Below are 16,266 nucleotides of genomic sequence, written 5' to 3'. Positions count from 1 at the left end.
CGGGCGCGGTCGACCCCACCGACCGGAAGGCGGGCGCGCCGACCGGCACGGACCCGGCTCCGGACGGACCCGCCGAAGCACGCGCGGGCGCGAACGACCCCACCAGTGCGCCCCCGGACGTACCGACCGGCAGGAGCACAACCGGAAACCCGGATCCCGAACGCGAGACCGGCACCGGCCTCGTACCGAAGCCCTCCGCCGAGGCGCGCGTGCGCGCGGACGCGGGCGCGGGCGCCCCCATCGGCCGGAACACTGGCGCGCCGGGCGGGACACGTCCCGCTCCCGGCAATGCCGCCGGAACACGCGCCGGCACCGGCGCGGGCAGCGCCATCGGCGTACCACCAGGCACCGACCCACGCCGGGACGCCAACCCGAGCACGCATCCCTCCCCGGGGCGCCGGGCCGGGCGGCTCCCCCGCCGGGGCACCCTCCGGGCGCCCGAGGCCACCCGCAGCAACGCCCTGCACGCCGGGGCGTGGTGGCTGTGGGCGCTCGGGCTGGCCGTGGCCGCTTCGCGGACCACCAATCCCCTGTTGCTCGGGCTCCTCGTCGCGGTGGCGGGATACGTCGTCGCCGCGCGGCGGACCGACGCGCCGTGGGCCCGGTCGTACGGGGCGTTCGTCAAGCTCGGACTCGCCGTGATCGTCGTCCGGCTCGTCTTCTCCGCCTTTCTCGGCTCGCCGATCCCCGGCTCGCACCTGATCGTCACCCTGCCCGAACTGCCCCTGCCCGACTGGGCGAAGGGCATCCGGATCGGTGGCCGGGTGACGGCCGAGCAGCTGGTGTTCGCGCTGTACGACGGCGCCAAGCTCGCCACGCTCCTCATCTGCGTGGGCGCGGCGAACGCGCTCGCCAACCCGGCCAGACTGCTCAAGTCCCTGCCGGGCGCGCTGTACGAGGCGGGTGTCGCCGTCGTCGTCGCCATGACCTTCGCGCCGAACATGGTGGCCGACGTGCTGCGCCTGCGCACCGCCCGCCGGCTGCGCGGCCGGCCGGCCGGCGGGGTGAAGGCGGTCCTCCAGATCGGACTGCCGGTCCTGGAGGGCGCGTTGGAGCGGTCCGTCGCCGTCGCCGCGTCGATGGACGCACGCGGCTACGGCCGGACGGCCGCCGTACCGCCCGCCGTCCGGCACACCACCACCGCGCTGACCCTCGGTGGCCTGCTGGGTGTCTGCGCGGGGTCGTACGGGCTCCTCGCCGCCGAAGGCGCCGTCTACGGGCTGCCGCTCCTCGGCATCGGCCTCGCCGCCGCGCTCGCCGGTCTGCGGCTCGGCGGGCGCCGTTCGGTCCGTACGCGCTACCGCCCCGACCTGTGGGGCGTCCGGGCCTGGCTGGTCGCGGGGTCGGGCGCGGCCGTCGCCGCGCTGATGATCCGGGCCGGCGCGGCCGACCCGGCGGGCCTGCACCCCGGTGTCGTCCCGCTCGTGGCACCCGGTCTGCCGCTCTGGCCCGCCGCGGGCATCCTGCTCGGCCTGCTCCCGGCCTTCGTCGCACCCCTGCCGCCCGCCCTCACGAACAAGGAGAAGACCCGGTGATCCGGTTCGAGCAGGTGTCGGTGACCTACGCCGACGCGCCGGCCCCCGCCCTTCAGGGGGTCGATCTCACCGTCACCGAGGGCGAGTTGGTGCTGCTCGTCGGCCCCTCCGGCGTCGGCAAGTCCACCCTGCTGGGCGCGGTGTCCGGGCTCGTCCCGCACTTCACCGGCGGCACGCTGCGCGGCCGGGTCACCGTCGACGGCCGCGACACCCGTACCCACAAGCCGCGCGAACTCGCCGATGTCGTCGGCACGGTGGGCCAGAACCCGCTCGCCCACTTCGTCACCGACACGGTCGAGGACGAACTGGCCTACGGCATGGAGTCGTTGGGGCTGGCCCCCGACGTGATGCGGCGCCGGGTCGAGGAGACCCTGGACCTGCTGGGCCTGGCCGAGCTGCGCGACCGCCCGATCGCCACCCTCTCCGGCGGCCAGCAGCAGCGCGTCGCGATCGGTTCGGTACTCACGCCGCACCCCAGGGTGCTGGTCCTGGACGAGCCGACGTCCGCGCTCGACCCGGCGGCGGCCGAGGAGGTGCTGGCCGTACTGCAACGGCTCGTGCACGACCTGGGGACGACCGTGCTGATGGCCGAGCACCGGCTGGAGCGGGTCGTGCAGTACGCGGACCAGGTCATCCTCCTCCCCGGTCCCGGCGAGGCGCCGGTCGTCGGCGAACCGGAGCGGATCATGGCCGTCTCCCCCGTCTGTCCGCCGGTGGTGGCGCTCGGCAGGCTGGCCGGCTGGGACCCGCTGCCGCTGTCCGTACGGGACGCCCGCCGCCGGGCGGGCGAGCTGCGCGCCCAACTCGCGACAACGGTGCCCCCGTTGGCGGCGTTCGAGACGCCACCCGCCGCACCCGGCCCCCGACCCGGCGGCGGCCCCCGCACCGCGCTCGGCCGCCTGCTGCACCGCCGGCCGGAGCCGGAGCCCCAACTCCCGCGCGCCGAGGTCGCGTCGGTCACCCGGCTCGCCGTACGGCGCGGGCGCGTCGAGGCGCTGCGCGGCATCGGCCTGACCGTCACCCCCGGCGAGACCGTCGCGCTCATGGGCCGCAACGGCGCGGGCAAGTCCACGCTGCTCGCCACCCTCGTCGGCATGGTCGAACCCTCGTCCGGCTCCGTCACGGTCGGCGGGCGCACCCCGCACCGTACGCAGCCACGCGAGCTGATCCGCCGGGTCGGGCTCGTCCCACAGGAGCCGCGCGACCTGCTGTACGCGGACACCGTCGCCGCCGAGTGCGCGGCGGCGGACGCCGACGCGGGCGCGGCGCCCGGCAGTTGCCGCGCCCTGGTCGACGAGCTGCTGCCGCACGTGCCCGACGCGACGCACCCGCGCGATCTGTCGGAGGGGCAGCGCCTCGCGCTGGCGCTGGCGATCGTGCTGACGGGCCGGCCCCCGCTGCTGCTCCTGGACGAGCCGACGCGCGGCCTGGACTACGCGGCGAAGGCCCGCCTGGTGGACGTACTGCGCGCGCTGGCCGCCGGGGGGCACGCGATCGTGCTGGCCACCCACGACGTGGAGCTGGCCGCCGAACTCGCGCGCCGGGTGGTGATCCTGGCGGACGGCGAGATCGTCGCCGACGGGCCGACGCCCCAAGTGGTCGTCTCCTCACCGGCGTTCGCACCGCAGGTCGCGAAGATCATGGCGCCGCAGGAGTGGCTGACGGTCTCTCAGGTGCGCCGGGCGCTGGCACCCGGCGCCGGGGAGGATCCGGCACCGTCCGGCGCCGGTACGACAGAGGATCCGGCATGACCACCGCACCCGACCCCCAGGCCCGCGCCGTACGCCTCGGTCCCCGTTCCGTCGCCGCGCTCACCCTCGTCAGCGCGATCGGCGTGATCGCCTTCGGGTGGCCGCTGCTCGCCGACTCCGCCTCCGGGCTCGCCCACTCCCAGGACGCGCCCTGGCTCTTCGCCGTACTGCTCCCGCTCCTGGTGGCCGTCGTCGTCGCGACGATCGCCGACTCCGGCCTGGACGCCAAGGCGGTCGCCATGCTGGGCGTGCTCGCCGCCGTCGGCGCCGCGCTGCGCCCGCTGGGCGCCGGGACGGCCGGTCTGGAGCCGATGTTCTTCCTGATGGTGCTGAGCGGCCGGGTGCTGGGCCCCGGCTTCGGTTTCGTGCTGGGCTCCGTCACCATGTTCGCCTCCGCGCTGCTGACCGGCGGCGTCGGGCCGTGGATGCCGTTCCAGATGCTGTCGATGGGCTGGTTCACGATGGGCGCGGGGCTGCTGCCGGGCGCCGACCGGCTGCGCGGGCGCGCGGAGCTGCTGATGCTCGCCGCGTACGGTGCCGTCGCCGCCTTCGCGTACGGCACGATCATGAACCTCCAGGGCTGGACCTATATCGGCGGGCTCTCCTCCGGGATCTCGTTCCTGCCGGGCGACCCGGTCCACGAGAATCTGGTGCGCTTCCTCGCGTACTGCGCGGCGACGTCGTTCGGCTGGGACCTGGGGCGGGCGGCGCTCACCGTCGTACTGGCGCTGACGATCGGCGCCACGGTCCTGAAGGCGCTGCGCCGGGCGACGCGGCGGGCCGCGTTCGACGCGGAGGCCACCTTCGAGGAGCCGAAGCCCCCACAGCCGGAGTTCGGCGCGTCCCCGCAGTTCAACGCGGCAGCCCCCCGCGCGGAGTGATCCCGTGCCGCGTGCGCGGCCGCCGGAACTCCCACAGCGCCACGGCGGTCACGGACCGGGACCCGGACCCCACGGCGCGCCGCCCCCGCCACCACTCATCGTTGCGTGCGCCCCCCTGTCCCACCGCGTACGAGTCCAAGGCCCGCACGGAGCGGACACGGTGAGCCAGAGGTCAGGAGGTCCGGGCCGGTTCCAACTCCAGCTCGGCCACCTTCTCGCCCCCGCTCGTCTCCCCCGTCGGCCGGAACCCGAGCCTCAGGTAGAAGCGTTCGGGCCCGTCATCGCCGAGCTCCCAGCTGGTCGTGAGCCGGGTGCCGCCCCGGCGGCGGATCTCGGCGGCCACGGCGTCGACCGCGAAGCGGCCGTAACCACGGCCCTGTTCACCGGCCGCGATGTTGAGGCGCCACAGGCCCGAGCGGATGTCCTTGCCCGTCCCGTCGCCCGCGAAGTCGATGTCGATGAAGGCCATCAGAAAGCCGACGGCCCGGTCGCCGTCGAGGATGAGCCGGGGCCAGGCGACGTCCCCGTGGACGTACGCCTCGGCGAGGGACTTCACGACGGGGGCGACCAGACGCTCCTGGTCGGGGCGGACCTTGACGCCGAGCGCGGCGTCGAGGTTGTCGACGGTGATCTTCTCCAGCCGGAGCGTGGTTGTCATGCGAAAACGATAGGACGGCGGATCAAGTGGTTTATCGCGCCGCCGACTTCTCCGCCCCGTCCCGCGCCCCCGGCACGACCGTGCCACCGGGGTCCGCCCCGTCCCCGGCCTTCAACCCCGCGACGGCCCCCGGGGCTTCCACGGCCCCCGGCGCCGGCCGCACCGGCGCCACCGCCCGCCGGAGCCCGCGCGGCCCCGCCAGGACGTACGTGAGGGCGAAGCCCGCGCCCACGACCACGGCGCCGCCCGCCGCGTCCAGCACCCAGTGGTTGGCCGTGGCGACGATCGCGCAGACCGTGAAGAGCGGGTGCAGCAGCCCCAGGAGCTTCATCCACAGCTTGGGCGCCAGCAGCACGATCATGATCCCGCACCACAGCGACCAGCCGAAGTGCAGCGACGGCATCGCCGCGTACTGGTTGGTGATGGTGGTCATCGGACCGTAGTCCGGGTTCGCGAGGTCCTGCGGGCCGTGCACCGTGTCGATGTAGCCGAGGCCCGGCATCAGGCGCGGCGGCGCCAGCGGGTAGAGCCAGAAGCCGAGCAGCGCGAGGAGCGTGGCGAAGGCGAGCGAGGCGCGCGCCCAGCGGTAGTCGGCGGGCCGTCGTACGTACAGGACGGCGAGGATGGCCAGCGGCACCACGAAGTGGAACGAGGTGTAGTAGAAGTCGAAGAATCCTTCCGCCCAACTCGCCTTCACGACCGCGTGGTTGACCCAGTGCTCGATGTCGATGCCGAGGGCTTCCTCGATGGCGATGATCTGGTGCGCGTGCGACTCGGCGGCCTCGCGCCCGCCGGTGGCGGCGGCGCGGATGTGCGAGTAGACGGAGTAGCCGACGCGGATCGCGAGCAGTTCGAGCAGCAGGTTCGGCCGGGTGACGAGCCGCCGCCAGAACGGCACGAGCGGGATCCGTCTGAACCGCGCGGCGACGGGCTTCGCGTACTCGGTCGCGATCGGCCGGGTGAAGTACGGCGACGTACGGGTCTGGAACGGTACGGCGCAGGCGGCGGCGAGGGCCGCGATCAGCAGCACGTTGTCCCGCACGGGGTGCAGGAGCTCCATGTTCGGCAGCATCATCCTGCCGGGCAGCGTCATGACTATCACCACGACCACCGGCCACACGGGCCGGTCGGCGGCGCGCGTGCCGACCCGGCCGACGACGGCGAGCAGCAGCCACAGCAGCTGGTGCTGCCAGGCGGTGGGCGAGACGGCGACGGCCACACAGCCGGTGATCGCGACGGCCAGCAGCAGTTGCCCGTCCAGGGCGTAACGCGCGGCGCGGCGCAGTCCGACGAAGCAGACGGCGGCGGCCAGCACCACGAACAGCGCGATCTCCAGCGGCCCTTCGAGGCCGAGCCGCAGCAGCGCGCCGTGCAGGGACTGGTTGGCGAGGCTGTCCGGGCTCTCGCCGAGGCCCGCGCCCGCGACATGTCGTGAGACGTACGTCCACGAATCGCTCGGCAGCGCCACCCAGGCGAGCGCGGTACAGGCCGCGAAGGTGCCGGCCGTGGTGAGGGCCTGGCGTCTGCGGCCGGTCAGCCAGAGCAGCGGGGCGAAGAGCAGCACGGCGGGCTGGAGGGCGGCGCCGAGTCCGATGAGGATGCCGGGGACCGGCTGGCCCCGGTCGCCGCGCGCCACGAAGAATCCGAGCAGGACCAGCAGCACCGGGATGATGCTGGTCTGGCCGAGGTGGAAGCTGTTGCGGACCGGCAGGGACAGCATGAGCAGGCTGATCGCGACCGGCGCGGCGAGCAACCGCGTACGGCGTGACACCGTGCCCGGCAGGGCGCGCGCCGCGACGAGGCCCAGCGCGACGACGAGCAGCAGGGTGCCGAGGGTCCAGACGACACCGAGGGCCTGTTCGGCGGTCCGGCCCAGTGGTTTGAGCACCAGCCCGGCGAAGGGGGTGCCGGTGAACTTCCCGCTCTCGTACAGCGAGCCCGACACACGCAGCACGCCGTTCTCCCCGATCCAGGTCTCCAGATCGAGCAGCCGCTCGCCGGGCGGCAACCGCAGGACGGCCACCGCCTGCCGTACCGCGAGGCCGGCCGCCAGTGCCCAGAGCACCGCACGCGCGGCCCCGAATCCATTGCCTGCCACCGTGCTGCCCCGCACACCCTGCTCCGCATTCGCCACGCCGCGCCGACCCTCCGCTTCCAACCCTCGACCCTGGGTCATGAGCCTCGCATTCCCCCACTGTGGAGACTCAGGCAACCCCCTCTTCGCCTGAGTGTCATCCCTGTTCTGTCCAAATGCCGATGAAAGCACCGATGACACCACAGTCGGCCGACCTCGGCACCGGGACCCCCGGGAGCAGGGCCAGGAACCGTACCAGCGGCCGTGCCGTCTGAGGCGTTGTGTTGACGCGCCGGGCTGACGGCGGGCGACGAGGCGTGGAGGGGTACGGGGGATGAGAAAGGCCCAACGGGCGCTTCTTGTGGTGTGCGCGCTGCTGTTGACGCAGTTGGGGTCACTGATCGCCCCGGCGTACGCGTGCGGCTGCGGCGCGATGGTGCCCGGCCGGCAGTCCACGATGGGGGTCGACCGGGAGACGTCGGTGGTCCGCTGGGACGGCACCACGGAGCAGATCGTGATGCGTTTCACGGTGAACGGGAACGCGCCGGAGGCCGCGTGGATCATGCCGGTGCCGAGCCGCGCCGAGGTGGAACTGGGCGATCCGGACCTCTTCGGCGAACTCGAAGACCTCACGGCACCGCAGCGTCGCACGCGCCACTACTTCTGGCCGCGCGACAACGACTGGCCGTTCTCCCCGGACACCGACGGGGCTTCGGCCGCCGCGCCGCCGGAGGCCGGGGAGCCGCCGGTCGGCGTCGTCGGCCGCGAACGGCTCGGCGACTTCGACGTGGCACGCCTGACGGCGACGGACCCCGACGCGCTGCGGAACTGGCTCGAAACGAACGGCTTCGAACTCCCGGCGGACCTCGCGGCGGGGCTCCAGCCGTACGTGGACCAGAAGTGGGAGTACGTCGCGGTGCGACTGACCCCGCAGGACGAGGGCACGCCCCTGCGCGGGACGCTCGACCCGCTGCGGCTGAGCTTCGACAGCGACCGGCTGGTCTACCCGATGCGCCTGTCCCGCCTGGCGGACCAGCCCCAGTCCCTTGGCCTGTACGTCCTGGCCGACCACCGGATGGAGCCCCGCGCACCGATCGGCGGGGACGAGCCAAAGGTCCGCTTCGCGGGCCGGGTCTCGCCCGAGGACGCACCGGCGCTGGGTGAACTGACGGGCGCGGGGCGGACGTTCCTCACGGCGATCGACCAGCACTTCCCGCAACCCGAACGCATCGACGCGGACCACGAACTGCGCGCGACCCCGTCGGACACGCCGTACCAGCAGGTGTACTACGACGACGAGCTACGCATGATCGCCGGGGTCCCGGCGTGGCTGGCGACCGTGGGCGGGGTGTCCATGGTGCTGGTGGTGGGCGGGGCGGTGCTGCGGGTACGGCGTCGGCCCGGAGCCGTCCCGCCGCCGCGCCGGGTGACGTGACGACATCGTCCGATGCCCGAACTGACCAATCCCCGCTCCCTCCTCCGCCTTCACCGCATGGCGGTGTCCCCGCTCGGCGCCCGCCCCTGCCGTCGAACGGTCGACGGATGGACCTGGGCGGGCGACACGGTGAGGCTGCCGACGTATCCGGTGCGGGTGATCGCCCAGACCGTGCCGTCCGGGCCGATCGCGGTGGCGATCGGTGCGTCCGGCAGGTCGGTGGTTCCCAGCAGCCGCCCGGTGCCGATGTCCCGCACTCGCAGGGAGTCTTGCGCCGTACCCACGAGGACGGCCCGCCCGTGCACAAGCCCGACCTGGGGGTGCGACAGACCCAAGTCACCGCCCAGCCCAGGGCCCAGGGGCTCCCGACGTGCCAGATCCCACACCTGACAGTCACGCCGGCCGCCGACCTCGAACAGGGCCACAGGCCGTCCGTTCAGACCCCAGAGCCCGCAGTCGAAGCCGCGCACCAGCAGTGGAGCGCCGACGGGAACACCCGAGGTCACGTCCCAGAGCCAACGGCCGTATGTGTCGGCCACACGCCACCGCTCCTCCGGCGGGGTCTCCTCAGGGACGTGGAACTCCAGCCAGGCGTACGACCGTTCGCCGGTCGTCACCAGACGGAAACACCTCCATCCCTCGGGAACACTCCAGGACCCGAGCGTCCGATCGTCATGACCGATCCCGTCGCGGAACGTCGCGGTGCGCGAAGGGTTGTCGAATTCGCAGGTCAGGATGGCCAATTGCCCATCGAGGCCCGCGGGTGCCACGGCGTCGACGAAGCTGTCGTCGTCAGCCGGGCCGGGGACGACGTGCCCAACAGACTCGAAGCCGTCCCGGGTCACCCGCAAGACGCGACAGCCACGCGGACGGCCGGTGATGTGCAGCACAAACGTGCTGCCTTGCCAGGTGAAGCCGGTGAAGTGCTCAGCGGGGTCGTGCCACCATTCCTTGTCGCCGAGGCCGTGGACATCGACCACCTCACCCGTGGAGGCGTCGCGCAGGTCCACGCGCTGGTAACCCTCCTCGGCGCAGTACATCCCCGCGAGCAGGGTTCGGCCGTCGACGACGAGGACCTGAAGTGCGCCGGCGCAGTACTCAAAGGCCCGTGTCTCCCTGCCGGGGACCGCCCAGCGTGTCTGTCGCATCGGGGAAATGTAGCGCCGCTGCGCCGCCGCCTCCGAACAGTGCCGTGGCATCACGTCTCGCGTAGTGTCGGATGCCATCGCGTGGCCGATGTACCCGCCGAGATGGACCAGCGTCACACCACTCCCACCTGCGAGCAGTCCGGATACAACCCTCGCGGCCCGTCGCGAGTCAGACACCGAGATGAAGCGAGGGTCTTCGCACAGCCGGGCCACAGGAATGGCATACGATGCGCGAGACTCGCATAAAGATCACATAAGAGGATGTACGAACCATGACAGCCCGCGCCCCCCATCGTTCATTTCGCGGCATATCAGCCGTTGCCGCCCTAGTCGCGATCGGCGCGGTGGGCTGCTCGGACGTCACCGACGCCGTCGACAGCGCCAAGGACGGCGCGAAGACGGTGGCCCGCCAGCGCTCGGTGTTCTCGCTGGACGTCGGTGACTGCTACAACCAGAGCGGCAAGGCCGAGGGGACGGCGTACACCGTCGAGATCGTGCCCTGCGACGAGGCGCGCGAGGGCCAGGTCGTCGGCGAGTTCGCGATCGACGAGGGCAAGGCGTACCCCGGCGACGAGAAGATCTCGTCGATCGCGGACAACCGCTGCCCGGTCGAGGCACAGAAGTACGCCCCGGACACCTGGGCGCTCCCCAAGGGCGTCGAACTCTTCTACTACACCCCGACCAAGGAGAGCTGGGCCACGGGCGACCGCGCGGTGAGCTGCACCTACACCGCGGAGGGCAAGTTCAGCGAATCGCTGGCCACCGCGAAGTCCCTCAAGCCCGAGCAGAACACGTACCTCAAGGGTTCGAACGCGGTCTACGACGCCCTGTGGGCGAACCAGCCCGTAAAGGACACCGTCGAGGACGACCTCGCCGGCTACAAGGCACAGGCCAAGGCCGTCGCCGACGCCCTCGACGCACACGTCAAGGGCCTGGACGACATCAAGGGCACCGAGGTCGGCAAGCTCCGCACGACGCTGACGAAGGCGGCGGGGAACTGGGAGAAGGCCGCGAACGCCGCGAACACCGACGCGTTCTACCTCACCTACGACCCGGCGTTCACCGACATCGACCCGACCAAGTCGGTCGCCGCCCGCAAGGAACTGGGCCTGGCCACCACCGTCCCGGCCGACGACGCCGAGGTCTGGGCGGGCTGACGCTCACGCCCCACCGGATCAGCGGGGCCGCGGCCACCAAGGCGCGCCCCCGCTTCCTGGGCGTCCGGCGGGCGCGGTGTCCCCCACCGGGAGATCGACCGCTGTTCCCGGGCGCCGGGACAAGACTCAGAGCGCGGCGACGAAGGCTCGCCAGCCCCTGGGCGAAACGGTGAGGACGGGGCCGTCCGGGTCCTCGCTGTCCCGGACGGGGACGACGCCGTGCGCGTCGGCGAAAGTGGGCGACCACTCGACGCAGTTGCCGCCTTCAGGGCTGCTGTAGGAGGACTTGACCCACGTCCTTGTGCCGGCGGAGCTACAGCGCCGCGACGAAGGCACGCCAGCCCCTGGGCGAAACCGTGAGAACGGGGCCACCAGCCAACTTGCTGTCCCGGACGGGGACGACACCGTGGGCCTCGGCGAAGGCGGGCGACCACTCGACGCAGTTGCCGCCGTCCTGTCCGCTGTATGTCGACTTCACCCAACCATGCTGCGCGACGACCAATGCGGTCATGATGCCTCCATGAGTTCACGGATCAAGCCTGCGGACGCAGTTGGTGACAGAGCCGATGCAGTCAGCACATCGTAGGCCCGCTCCAAGTCCCGAACCACAGCCAATTCGTCAGTGATCGTAGCGGACCGAACTCCCTCGGCGTAGACGATAGAGGTCCCGTCAGAACTGGTCAGGACCGACATTGAGCCGTCCATGAGACCGTGCGTCGAGGCGTGCAGCGGCAAGACTTGAAGCACATTGGTGTGCACGGCTGCTCGCGTGAGTAGAACCCCGAGCTGTTCCCTCATCACTTCCCGGCCACCGACGTTGCGCCGGAGCACCGACTCGCAGACGACGACTGACAGGTAGGGCGGACTGCTTCCCTTCAGCACGTCCTGGCGAGACATCCGAGACCCGACCATCGTCGCGATCTCCCGGTCGCTGGCCCGGAGATCACCGTTCCTCAACAGTTCACGCGCGTAGGCCGCCGTCTGGAGCAGCCCAGGGACGACGGTTGGTGACCACTCGGTGATCTTGACCGCGCGCAGCTCTACCTCCATCCGGCGTCGGGAATGCGCGGGAAAGTCGTCCGCCCGCGACTTCTCGTACAGAGACTTGAACAGCCCGTCCGTATCAAATACCTGGTCGAACAGCGGCGGGAGGTTGCTGGGAATCGGCCCCTCTCCGCGCTCCAGGCGCGAAATCGTCGACGCGGAAGTACGCACCTCTCGTGCGAGTTGCTTCTGCGTCCACCTACCCGCCGGGCGCAACTCACGCGCGTCGCGCAGGGCCTCGCCGAACTCCTGTCGGGGACTGGCCATCGTATTCGTCCACCCTCCGTCAACTTCGCGCTTCCGCCACGAAGAATTCCGCCGCAACCACCGCCCCGGAAAATCTTGCTGGCCATGACATCAGCGCAGGTCAGAGCGGCCCACATATGCCGTTGCAACCAGAGCGCAGGTTGAACCGCGATTGCCTTCCAAAGGTACAGCGCCCTGTCGCACTCTGAACATCCCCAGTTACTCCCCGTAGAAGGGTGCGACGTGGAACCAGATCCCCCCGCCCCGGACGACCAACTGACCGTCCTCGTAAAGGAAGGCGCCTTCTACCGGCTCCGCCCCCATGACCCGCCCGCCGCAGGCGAATACGCCACGGTGACGGCAGACCTTCTCAACAGCGTTCTTCACGGACTGAAAGGGCTGCCGGAATGACCCGCAGCAAGGCGCGACAATTTCTGTCCCAGCTCTCCGAAGTCATCGGCGCGGACGGCGTCGTCGTGGTACGGAAAGTCGAACCGGGCGCGGAAGGCGCCGACTTGAGCCCCGGGTCCGTGCTCAGTTGGCCGCCGTGCGAATGCGGGCACCCCAAGTGCCCGGACTACACGTCCGGTTCACCCGCCGAAGAACTCCGCTCGCGCCTGGCCGAGAAGAACAGGCTCAGCCGGCGCGACGGCACGTAAAGACCCGCGACGGAGCCCGGCCGGCCGCTCAGTCGCCGGGCCCCGTCCCGACGTCGGCGTCGGATCCGCGGCCACCCAACCGGGCCGGAGGCCGCTACCCCCCGGTCACCGGCCCGCGCGGCGTGTCCGCCTGCCAGCCGGCGAACAGGGGGACCTCGCCCGTGCCGTCCAGGACCACCACGCCGAACGGCCGGTCGAAGGCGATCCGCAGCACGCGCGGGGGCCGGGTCGGGGGCATCCCTCCCGGGGTCATCACGACCACCGTCACCGCCGCCGCCTCGACACCCCGTTCGGCGACCTTCACCACCGCTTCCTGCACCACCTTGTCGATCTTGAGCCGTTCCGGGGACAGCCCGGAGAAGTCCGCGTGGTCGGTCGTCGCGTATGTCACGCCGAGCGCCGGTAGTTGGGGCGTGACCTCGACGGTCGTACGGAGTTCGAGCCGGGGCAGCGCGAGGGAGATGAACTCGGCGTCGACCGGGGCGCGGCGCTCCTCGGGCGCCCACGCGGCGGGCAGCACGTCCGCCGCCCTCGCCCCCCGCGCACCCAGCACGAACCGCACGCGTACGGCGGACCTGCCGCCCTCGCAGCGCAGTTCGACCACGTGCGCGCCGTCCACCGTCCATCCGGAGGTGGCGGCGAGGTGCTGGTGCATGGTCGGCACGTGACGTACCGATCCGGACGCGTCCGTGAAGGGCCGGTCGGTGGTGGCGCTCCCCTCGAAGGGCACGTACCAACGCGCTTTCAGTGCGAGGACGTTGACGAGCGCGAGCATCGTGTTCTCGTCGATGTCCGTCGGCAGTCTCTCGATCAGCCCGCCGGTCGCCTCCCGTACCCACGCGTCCATCTCGGCCGGGTCCATGGGCCCGAACCCGATATCGGACAGCACTTCCCGATACGCGCGGTAGACCGGGACGCGGCTCCATACCCGTGTGGCCACGCCCAGTTGGTCGGTCTCGGCGAGCGCGCGGGCGGTGTCGGTCACCGCCCTGGCGACGTCCGCCCCGCCCAACCCCAGCAGCGCCCCCAGCTCGTTGGCGGTCTCGCCGCGCGCTCCCGCGGTCACCGCGCCGAGCGCCAGCCACAACCCGGCGGGCGAACAGACGAAGTCACCATCGACGCCGCCCTGTTCACCCTCGCCGCGCACGCGAAGCCATCGCTCGGCGAGCGCTCGCATCGCCCCGGCGTGTGTCGTCCGTGCTATCGGATGTCCCTGTCCCTGTCCCATGCGGTGAGCGTACGGCGGGCTCACCCCTTCCACGCCGCCGCCGGCCGGTCCGCCGTCGCGGCCTGTTCCCACAACTCGGCCGAGTCGTCTGGCATGGCGGCGGCGTAGAGCTCCGGACGGGCCAGCGTCGGTATGCGACGGAACCAGTCGCGGGCTGTCGCGGCGTCCGCCACCTTCAGGCCCAGGTAGCTGAGGCACAGAGAAATCGCCGTACGGGCTGTCACGAGCCCGTACGGCGATTTCAAGGAGCGCCGTGTCCCAACACGGCGTCCTCGGCTTCTCAGATCCGGAGCAGCCGCTCCGTGACCTCGCGGTAGCTCCGCAGCGCGAGCCGCAGATCCTCGGTGTCGGCCGCCGAACCGCCGCTCTTGTCGCCGCCGGCGTCCCAGCTGTCGCGCAGGGCGCGGGGCCGTTCGGCGAGAACCGTCGCGAGGCGCTCGGCGGTCTCCTCCAGTACGCCCGCCGCTTCCTCGACCGAGCGCCTGGGCCCGTCGATGAAGGTGGACAGGGCCTCCTGGAGGCGCAGGTTCAGCCTGTCGCACTCGTCCTGCGGGATCAGGCGGGGCGTCTGCGCCGGGGCGGACTCCGGCGTCCGGCCGGGCGCGGTCTCCCGCGCCGGTGCGGGCGTACTCCTCGGCGCCGATTCCGCCCTCGTGTCCGGCGCCTTCACCGGGTGCACCGGGTCCTGGACCGGACCGGCCAGCGGGTCCCTCTTCGGATCTCTGGCCGTCGCGGGCGCGGGCGCGCTCTTCGGGGGCATCGCGGGCGCCGTCGCGGGCGCCGTGCCGGGCGGCGTCATCGGCGGGGTCGTGGGCCGCACGGGCCGGCGCCCGGCGTCGGCACCGACCGCGGTGGCGGCGGGGTCGGACTCGCTCAGCGGCACAACAGGCGTCGCGGGCTTGCTTCCGCGCTCGCTCCGCAGCGCCTCCTCCCCCTTACCGGTCTTCGCCCGCTGGTCCTGGGAATCGTTGGAGTCGTACGGGTCGTACGTCATCACGCACCACTTCCTTTGGGCGTCAGTGCGGAGTTCCGGCCGGGGATACCGGGAAGGTGCCGGGGGTTGTCCTCCTTGGAGTCGAGGACCAGCCGCTCGAAGAGCCGACGCGCATCGACCATCGCCTCGCGCAGTTCCTCGGTGCTCGCGCCCCGGCCCGCGTCCGAGGCCGCGTGGTGCACCCTGCGGTAGCCGTCGACCTGGTGCGCGTGGTGCACGGACAGGGCGTCGATGTGCTCGGAGTGCTCTCCGGCATCCGGGTCCGGGTCCGGGTAGCCCCGGTCGGAGGCCAGCCGGGCGATCAGCTTGTCGGCCTCGACGACGGCCTGTCGCGGGGAGTCGACGAAACGCTCCTGGATACCGGCCCAGTGGGCGACGTACTGGTCGCGCGCTTCGGCGGGCAGCGGGCGCGGGCGCAGTTCGCCGTGGCGCTTGACCCGCTCGGTCAGCTCGTTCTCGGCGGCCTTGGTGTCGCCGTGGTGCCGGTTGACGGCGCGCTCGTACTCGGGGCCGAACCGCCGCTTCAGCCCGGCACGTCCGCCGCCCTTGCCGGTCCCGTACAGGACGGCGGCGGCAGCGACGGCGATCACCACGATCAGCGCGACGACGATCAGGACAGTGGACATGATTGCCTTCCTGGTTTCGACTCGTGTCTGGTGAACGGGCGCCTCATGGAGTCGGGTTGCCCGGAATCGGCCGGCCAAACAGGACAGGGCCGGACCACCCCACCCCACCGCCCCCGCCGATCTCGACCCGCCGGTCGACTCGCCGGCGGAAATTCCCTACCGCGACGGCCGGAACGGGCGGAGACTCGTCCCATGCCTGACATGTCGTCGTTCCGGGAGGCGGTCACCGCGTGGGCGGCCGGTGGCCCGAGCGACCCCCCGCGCCGGCTGGCCGCCCGGCTGCCCGTCCGGGCGGTCGTCCTGCTCGAAGGGCCGAGCGACGCCGCGGCGGTCGACGCGCTGGCCGCGAGCCGTGGCCGGGACCTGGCGGCCGACGGAGTCTGCGTCCTGCCGATGGGCGGTGCGATGAGCGTCGGGCGCTTCACCCAGCTCCTCGGGCCACCCGGCCTGGGCCTGCGTCTCACGGGACTCTGCGACGAGCGGGAGCGTCCCTACTACGCCCGCGCCTTCGAGCGGGCCGGCGCGGCACAGCAAGAATTCTTCGTCTGCGCGGCGGATCTGGAGGACGAACTCATCCGCGCGCTGGGCGTGACACGGGTCGAAGAACTCGTCCGGGCGGAGGGTGACTTGCGCGCCCTGCGGACCTTCCAGCACCAGCCCGCACAGCAGGGGCGCACCCCGCAGCGGCAGTTGCGGCGCTTCCTCGGTACGAAGAAGGGGCGGAAGATCCAGTACGGCCGCGTCCTCGCCAAGGCCCTCGACCCCGACCATGTACCCGCCCCGCTCGACGGCCTGCTCGCCAGCCTGCGCACCAGCTGATCCCGACTTCA

The 16,266-nt window shown here is 72.1% G+C and carries 18 protein-coding genes; 8 read left to right on the top strand and 10 right to left on the bottom strand.

What is annotated here, in order from left to right:
- Nucleotides 1–461: 461 nt before the first annotated feature.
- Genes OG700_RS28760 through OG700_RS28750 form a run of 3 tightly spaced genes read left to right on the top strand, consistent with a single transcriptional unit; the run spans nt 462 to nt 4,167 of the window.
- The gene (locus OG700_RS28760; RefSeq protein WP_405622044.1) at nt 462–1,535 is read left to right on the top strand and encodes an energy-coupling factor transporter transmembrane protein EcfT; all 1,074 of its coding nucleotides are present in this window, start codon (nt 462–464) and stop codon (nt 1,533–1,535) included.
- Nucleotides 1,532–3,286: an ABC transporter ATP-binding protein gene (locus OG700_RS28755; protein WP_405618535.1), complete on the top strand. Its 1,755-nt coding sequence runs from the start codon at nt 1,532–1,534 to the stop codon at nt 3,284–3,286. Before OG700_RS28760 ends, OG700_RS28755 begins: the two co-directional genes overlap by 4 nt.
- Nucleotides 3,283–4,167: an ECF transporter S component gene (locus tag OG700_RS28750; protein ID WP_405618532.1), complete on the top strand. Its 885-nt coding sequence runs from the start codon at nt 3,283–3,285 to the stop codon at nt 4,165–4,167. The genes OG700_RS28755 and OG700_RS28750 overlap by 4 nt, the downstream gene beginning before the upstream one ends.
- Before the next feature lie 172 nt (nt 4,168–4,339).
- On the opposite strand, the gene OG700_RS28745 is transcribed toward OG700_RS28750, so the two are convergent.
- A complete protein-coding gene (locus OG700_RS28745; RefSeq protein WP_405618530.1) occupies nt 4,340–4,825 on the bottom strand; it encodes a GNAT family N-acetyltransferase in 486 nt (161 codons plus the stop codon).
- A gap of 31 nt (nt 4,826–4,856) precedes the next feature.
- Entirely contained in the window at nt 4,857–6,959 is a 2,103-nt protein-coding gene (locus tag OG700_RS28740; protein WP_405618527.1) for a bifunctional glycosyltransferase 87/phosphatase PAP2 family protein, read from the bottom strand.
- A 274-nt stretch (nt 6,960–7,233) separates the two neighbouring features.
- On the opposite strand from OG700_RS28740, the gene OG700_RS28735 reads away from it, so the two are divergent.
- Nucleotides 7,234–8,334, top strand: a complete 1,101-nt coding sequence (locus OG700_RS28735; RefSeq protein WP_405618525.1) for a DUF2330 domain-containing protein — start codon at nt 7,234–7,236, stop codon at nt 8,332–8,334.
- A gap of 50 nt (nt 8,335–8,384) precedes the next feature.
- On the opposite strand, the gene OG700_RS28730 is transcribed toward OG700_RS28735, so the two are convergent.
- Complete coding sequence (locus tag OG700_RS28730; RefSeq protein WP_405618523.1) at nt 8,385–9,482, bottom strand: hypothetical protein; 1,098 nt, start codon at nt 9,480–9,482, stop codon at nt 8,385–8,387.
- Nucleotides 9,483–9,754: 272 nt separating this feature from the next.
- Here OG700_RS28730 and OG700_RS28725 point away from each other — a divergent pair, with 272 nt between their 5' ends.
- Nucleotides 9,755–10,639: a septum formation family protein gene (locus OG700_RS28725; RefSeq protein WP_405618521.1), complete on the top strand. Its 885-nt coding sequence runs from the start codon at nt 9,755–9,757 to the stop codon at nt 10,637–10,639.
- A 126-nt stretch (nt 10,640–10,765) separates the two neighbouring features.
- On the opposite strand, the gene OG700_RS28720 is transcribed toward OG700_RS28725, so the two are convergent.
- The 3 genes from OG700_RS28720 to OG700_RS28710 are packed head-to-tail and all read right to left on the bottom strand — an operon-like array spanning nt 10,766 to nt 11,950.
- Nucleotides 10,766–10,975, bottom strand: a complete 210-nt coding sequence (locus OG700_RS28720) for a DUF397 domain-containing protein (protein WP_405618519.1) — start codon at nt 10,973–10,975, stop codon at nt 10,766–10,768.
- Nucleotides 10,953–11,150 carry a DUF397 domain-containing protein gene (locus tag OG700_RS28715; RefSeq protein ID WP_405618517.1) on the bottom strand — a complete coding sequence of 66 codons (198 nt, stop codon included), beginning with the start codon at nt 11,148–11,150 and terminating at the stop codon, nt 10,953–10,955. Before OG700_RS28715 ends, OG700_RS28720 begins: the two co-directional genes overlap by 23 nt.
- Nucleotides 11,147–11,950, bottom strand: a complete 804-nt coding sequence (locus tag OG700_RS28710) for a Scr1 family TA system antitoxin-like transcriptional regulator (protein ID WP_405618515.1) — start codon at nt 11,948–11,950, stop codon at nt 11,147–11,149. The genes OG700_RS28715 and OG700_RS28710 overlap by 4 nt, the downstream gene beginning before the upstream one ends.
- A 222-nt stretch (nt 11,951–12,172) precedes the next feature.
- Between OG700_RS28710 and OG700_RS28705 the strand changes: the two genes are divergently transcribed.
- Together OG700_RS28705 and OG700_RS28700 are read left to right on the top strand one after the other, a co-directional pair.
- The gene (locus tag OG700_RS28705) at nt 12,173–12,340 is read left to right on the top strand and encodes a hypothetical protein (protein ID WP_405618513.1); all 168 of its coding nucleotides are present in this window, start codon (nt 12,173–12,175) and stop codon (nt 12,338–12,340) included.
- Entirely contained in the window at nt 12,337–12,588 is a 252-nt protein-coding gene (locus OG700_RS28700) for a hypothetical protein (RefSeq protein WP_405618511.1), read from the top strand. The genes OG700_RS28705 and OG700_RS28700 overlap by 4 nt, the downstream gene beginning before the upstream one ends.
- Nucleotides 12,589–12,682: 94 nt before the next feature.
- Here OG700_RS28700 and OG700_RS28695 read toward each other — a convergent pair whose 3' ends face one another.
- The 4 genes from OG700_RS28695 to OG700_RS28680 are packed head-to-tail and all read right to left on the bottom strand — an operon-like array spanning nt 12,683 to nt 15,436.
- Nucleotides 12,683–13,816 carry a serpin family protein gene (locus OG700_RS28695; RefSeq protein WP_405618509.1) on the bottom strand — a complete coding sequence of 378 codons (1,134 nt, stop codon included), beginning with the start codon at nt 13,814–13,816 and terminating at the stop codon, nt 12,683–12,685.
- A gap of 20 nt (nt 13,817–13,836) precedes the next feature.
- The gene (locus tag OG700_RS28690) at nt 13,837–14,061 is read right to left on the bottom strand and encodes a hypothetical protein (protein ID WP_405618507.1); all 225 of its coding nucleotides are present in this window, start codon (nt 14,059–14,061) and stop codon (nt 13,837–13,839) included.
- Between the two features lie 35 nt (nt 14,062–14,096).
- Entirely contained in the window at nt 14,097–14,810 is a 714-nt protein-coding gene (locus OG700_RS28685) for a hypothetical protein (RefSeq protein WP_405618505.1), read from the bottom strand.
- Entirely contained in the window at nt 14,810–15,436 is a 627-nt protein-coding gene (locus OG700_RS28680; RefSeq protein ID WP_405618503.1) for a hypothetical protein, read from the bottom strand. The genes OG700_RS28685 and OG700_RS28680 overlap by 1 nt, the downstream gene beginning before the upstream one ends.
- A 192-nt stretch (nt 15,437–15,628) precedes the next feature.
- Here OG700_RS28680 and OG700_RS28675 point away from each other — a divergent pair, with 192 nt between their 5' ends.
- Nucleotides 15,629–16,255: a TOPRIM nucleotidyl transferase/hydrolase domain-containing protein gene (locus tag OG700_RS28675; protein WP_405618501.1), complete on the top strand. Its 627-nt coding sequence runs from the start codon at nt 15,629–15,631 to the stop codon at nt 16,253–16,255.
- The last annotated feature ends 11 nt before the right edge of the window (nt 16,256–16,266 follow it).

Origin of the sequence: Streptomyces sp. NBC_01508 (assembly GCF_045040315.1) — a bacterium.
Taxonomy (GTDB): Bacteria; Actinomycetota; Actinomycetes; order Streptomycetales; family Streptomycetaceae; genus Streptomyces.
The sequence above is the reverse complement of the archived record's forward strand: the minus strand, read 5'-3'. Positions and strand labels throughout refer to the sequence as shown.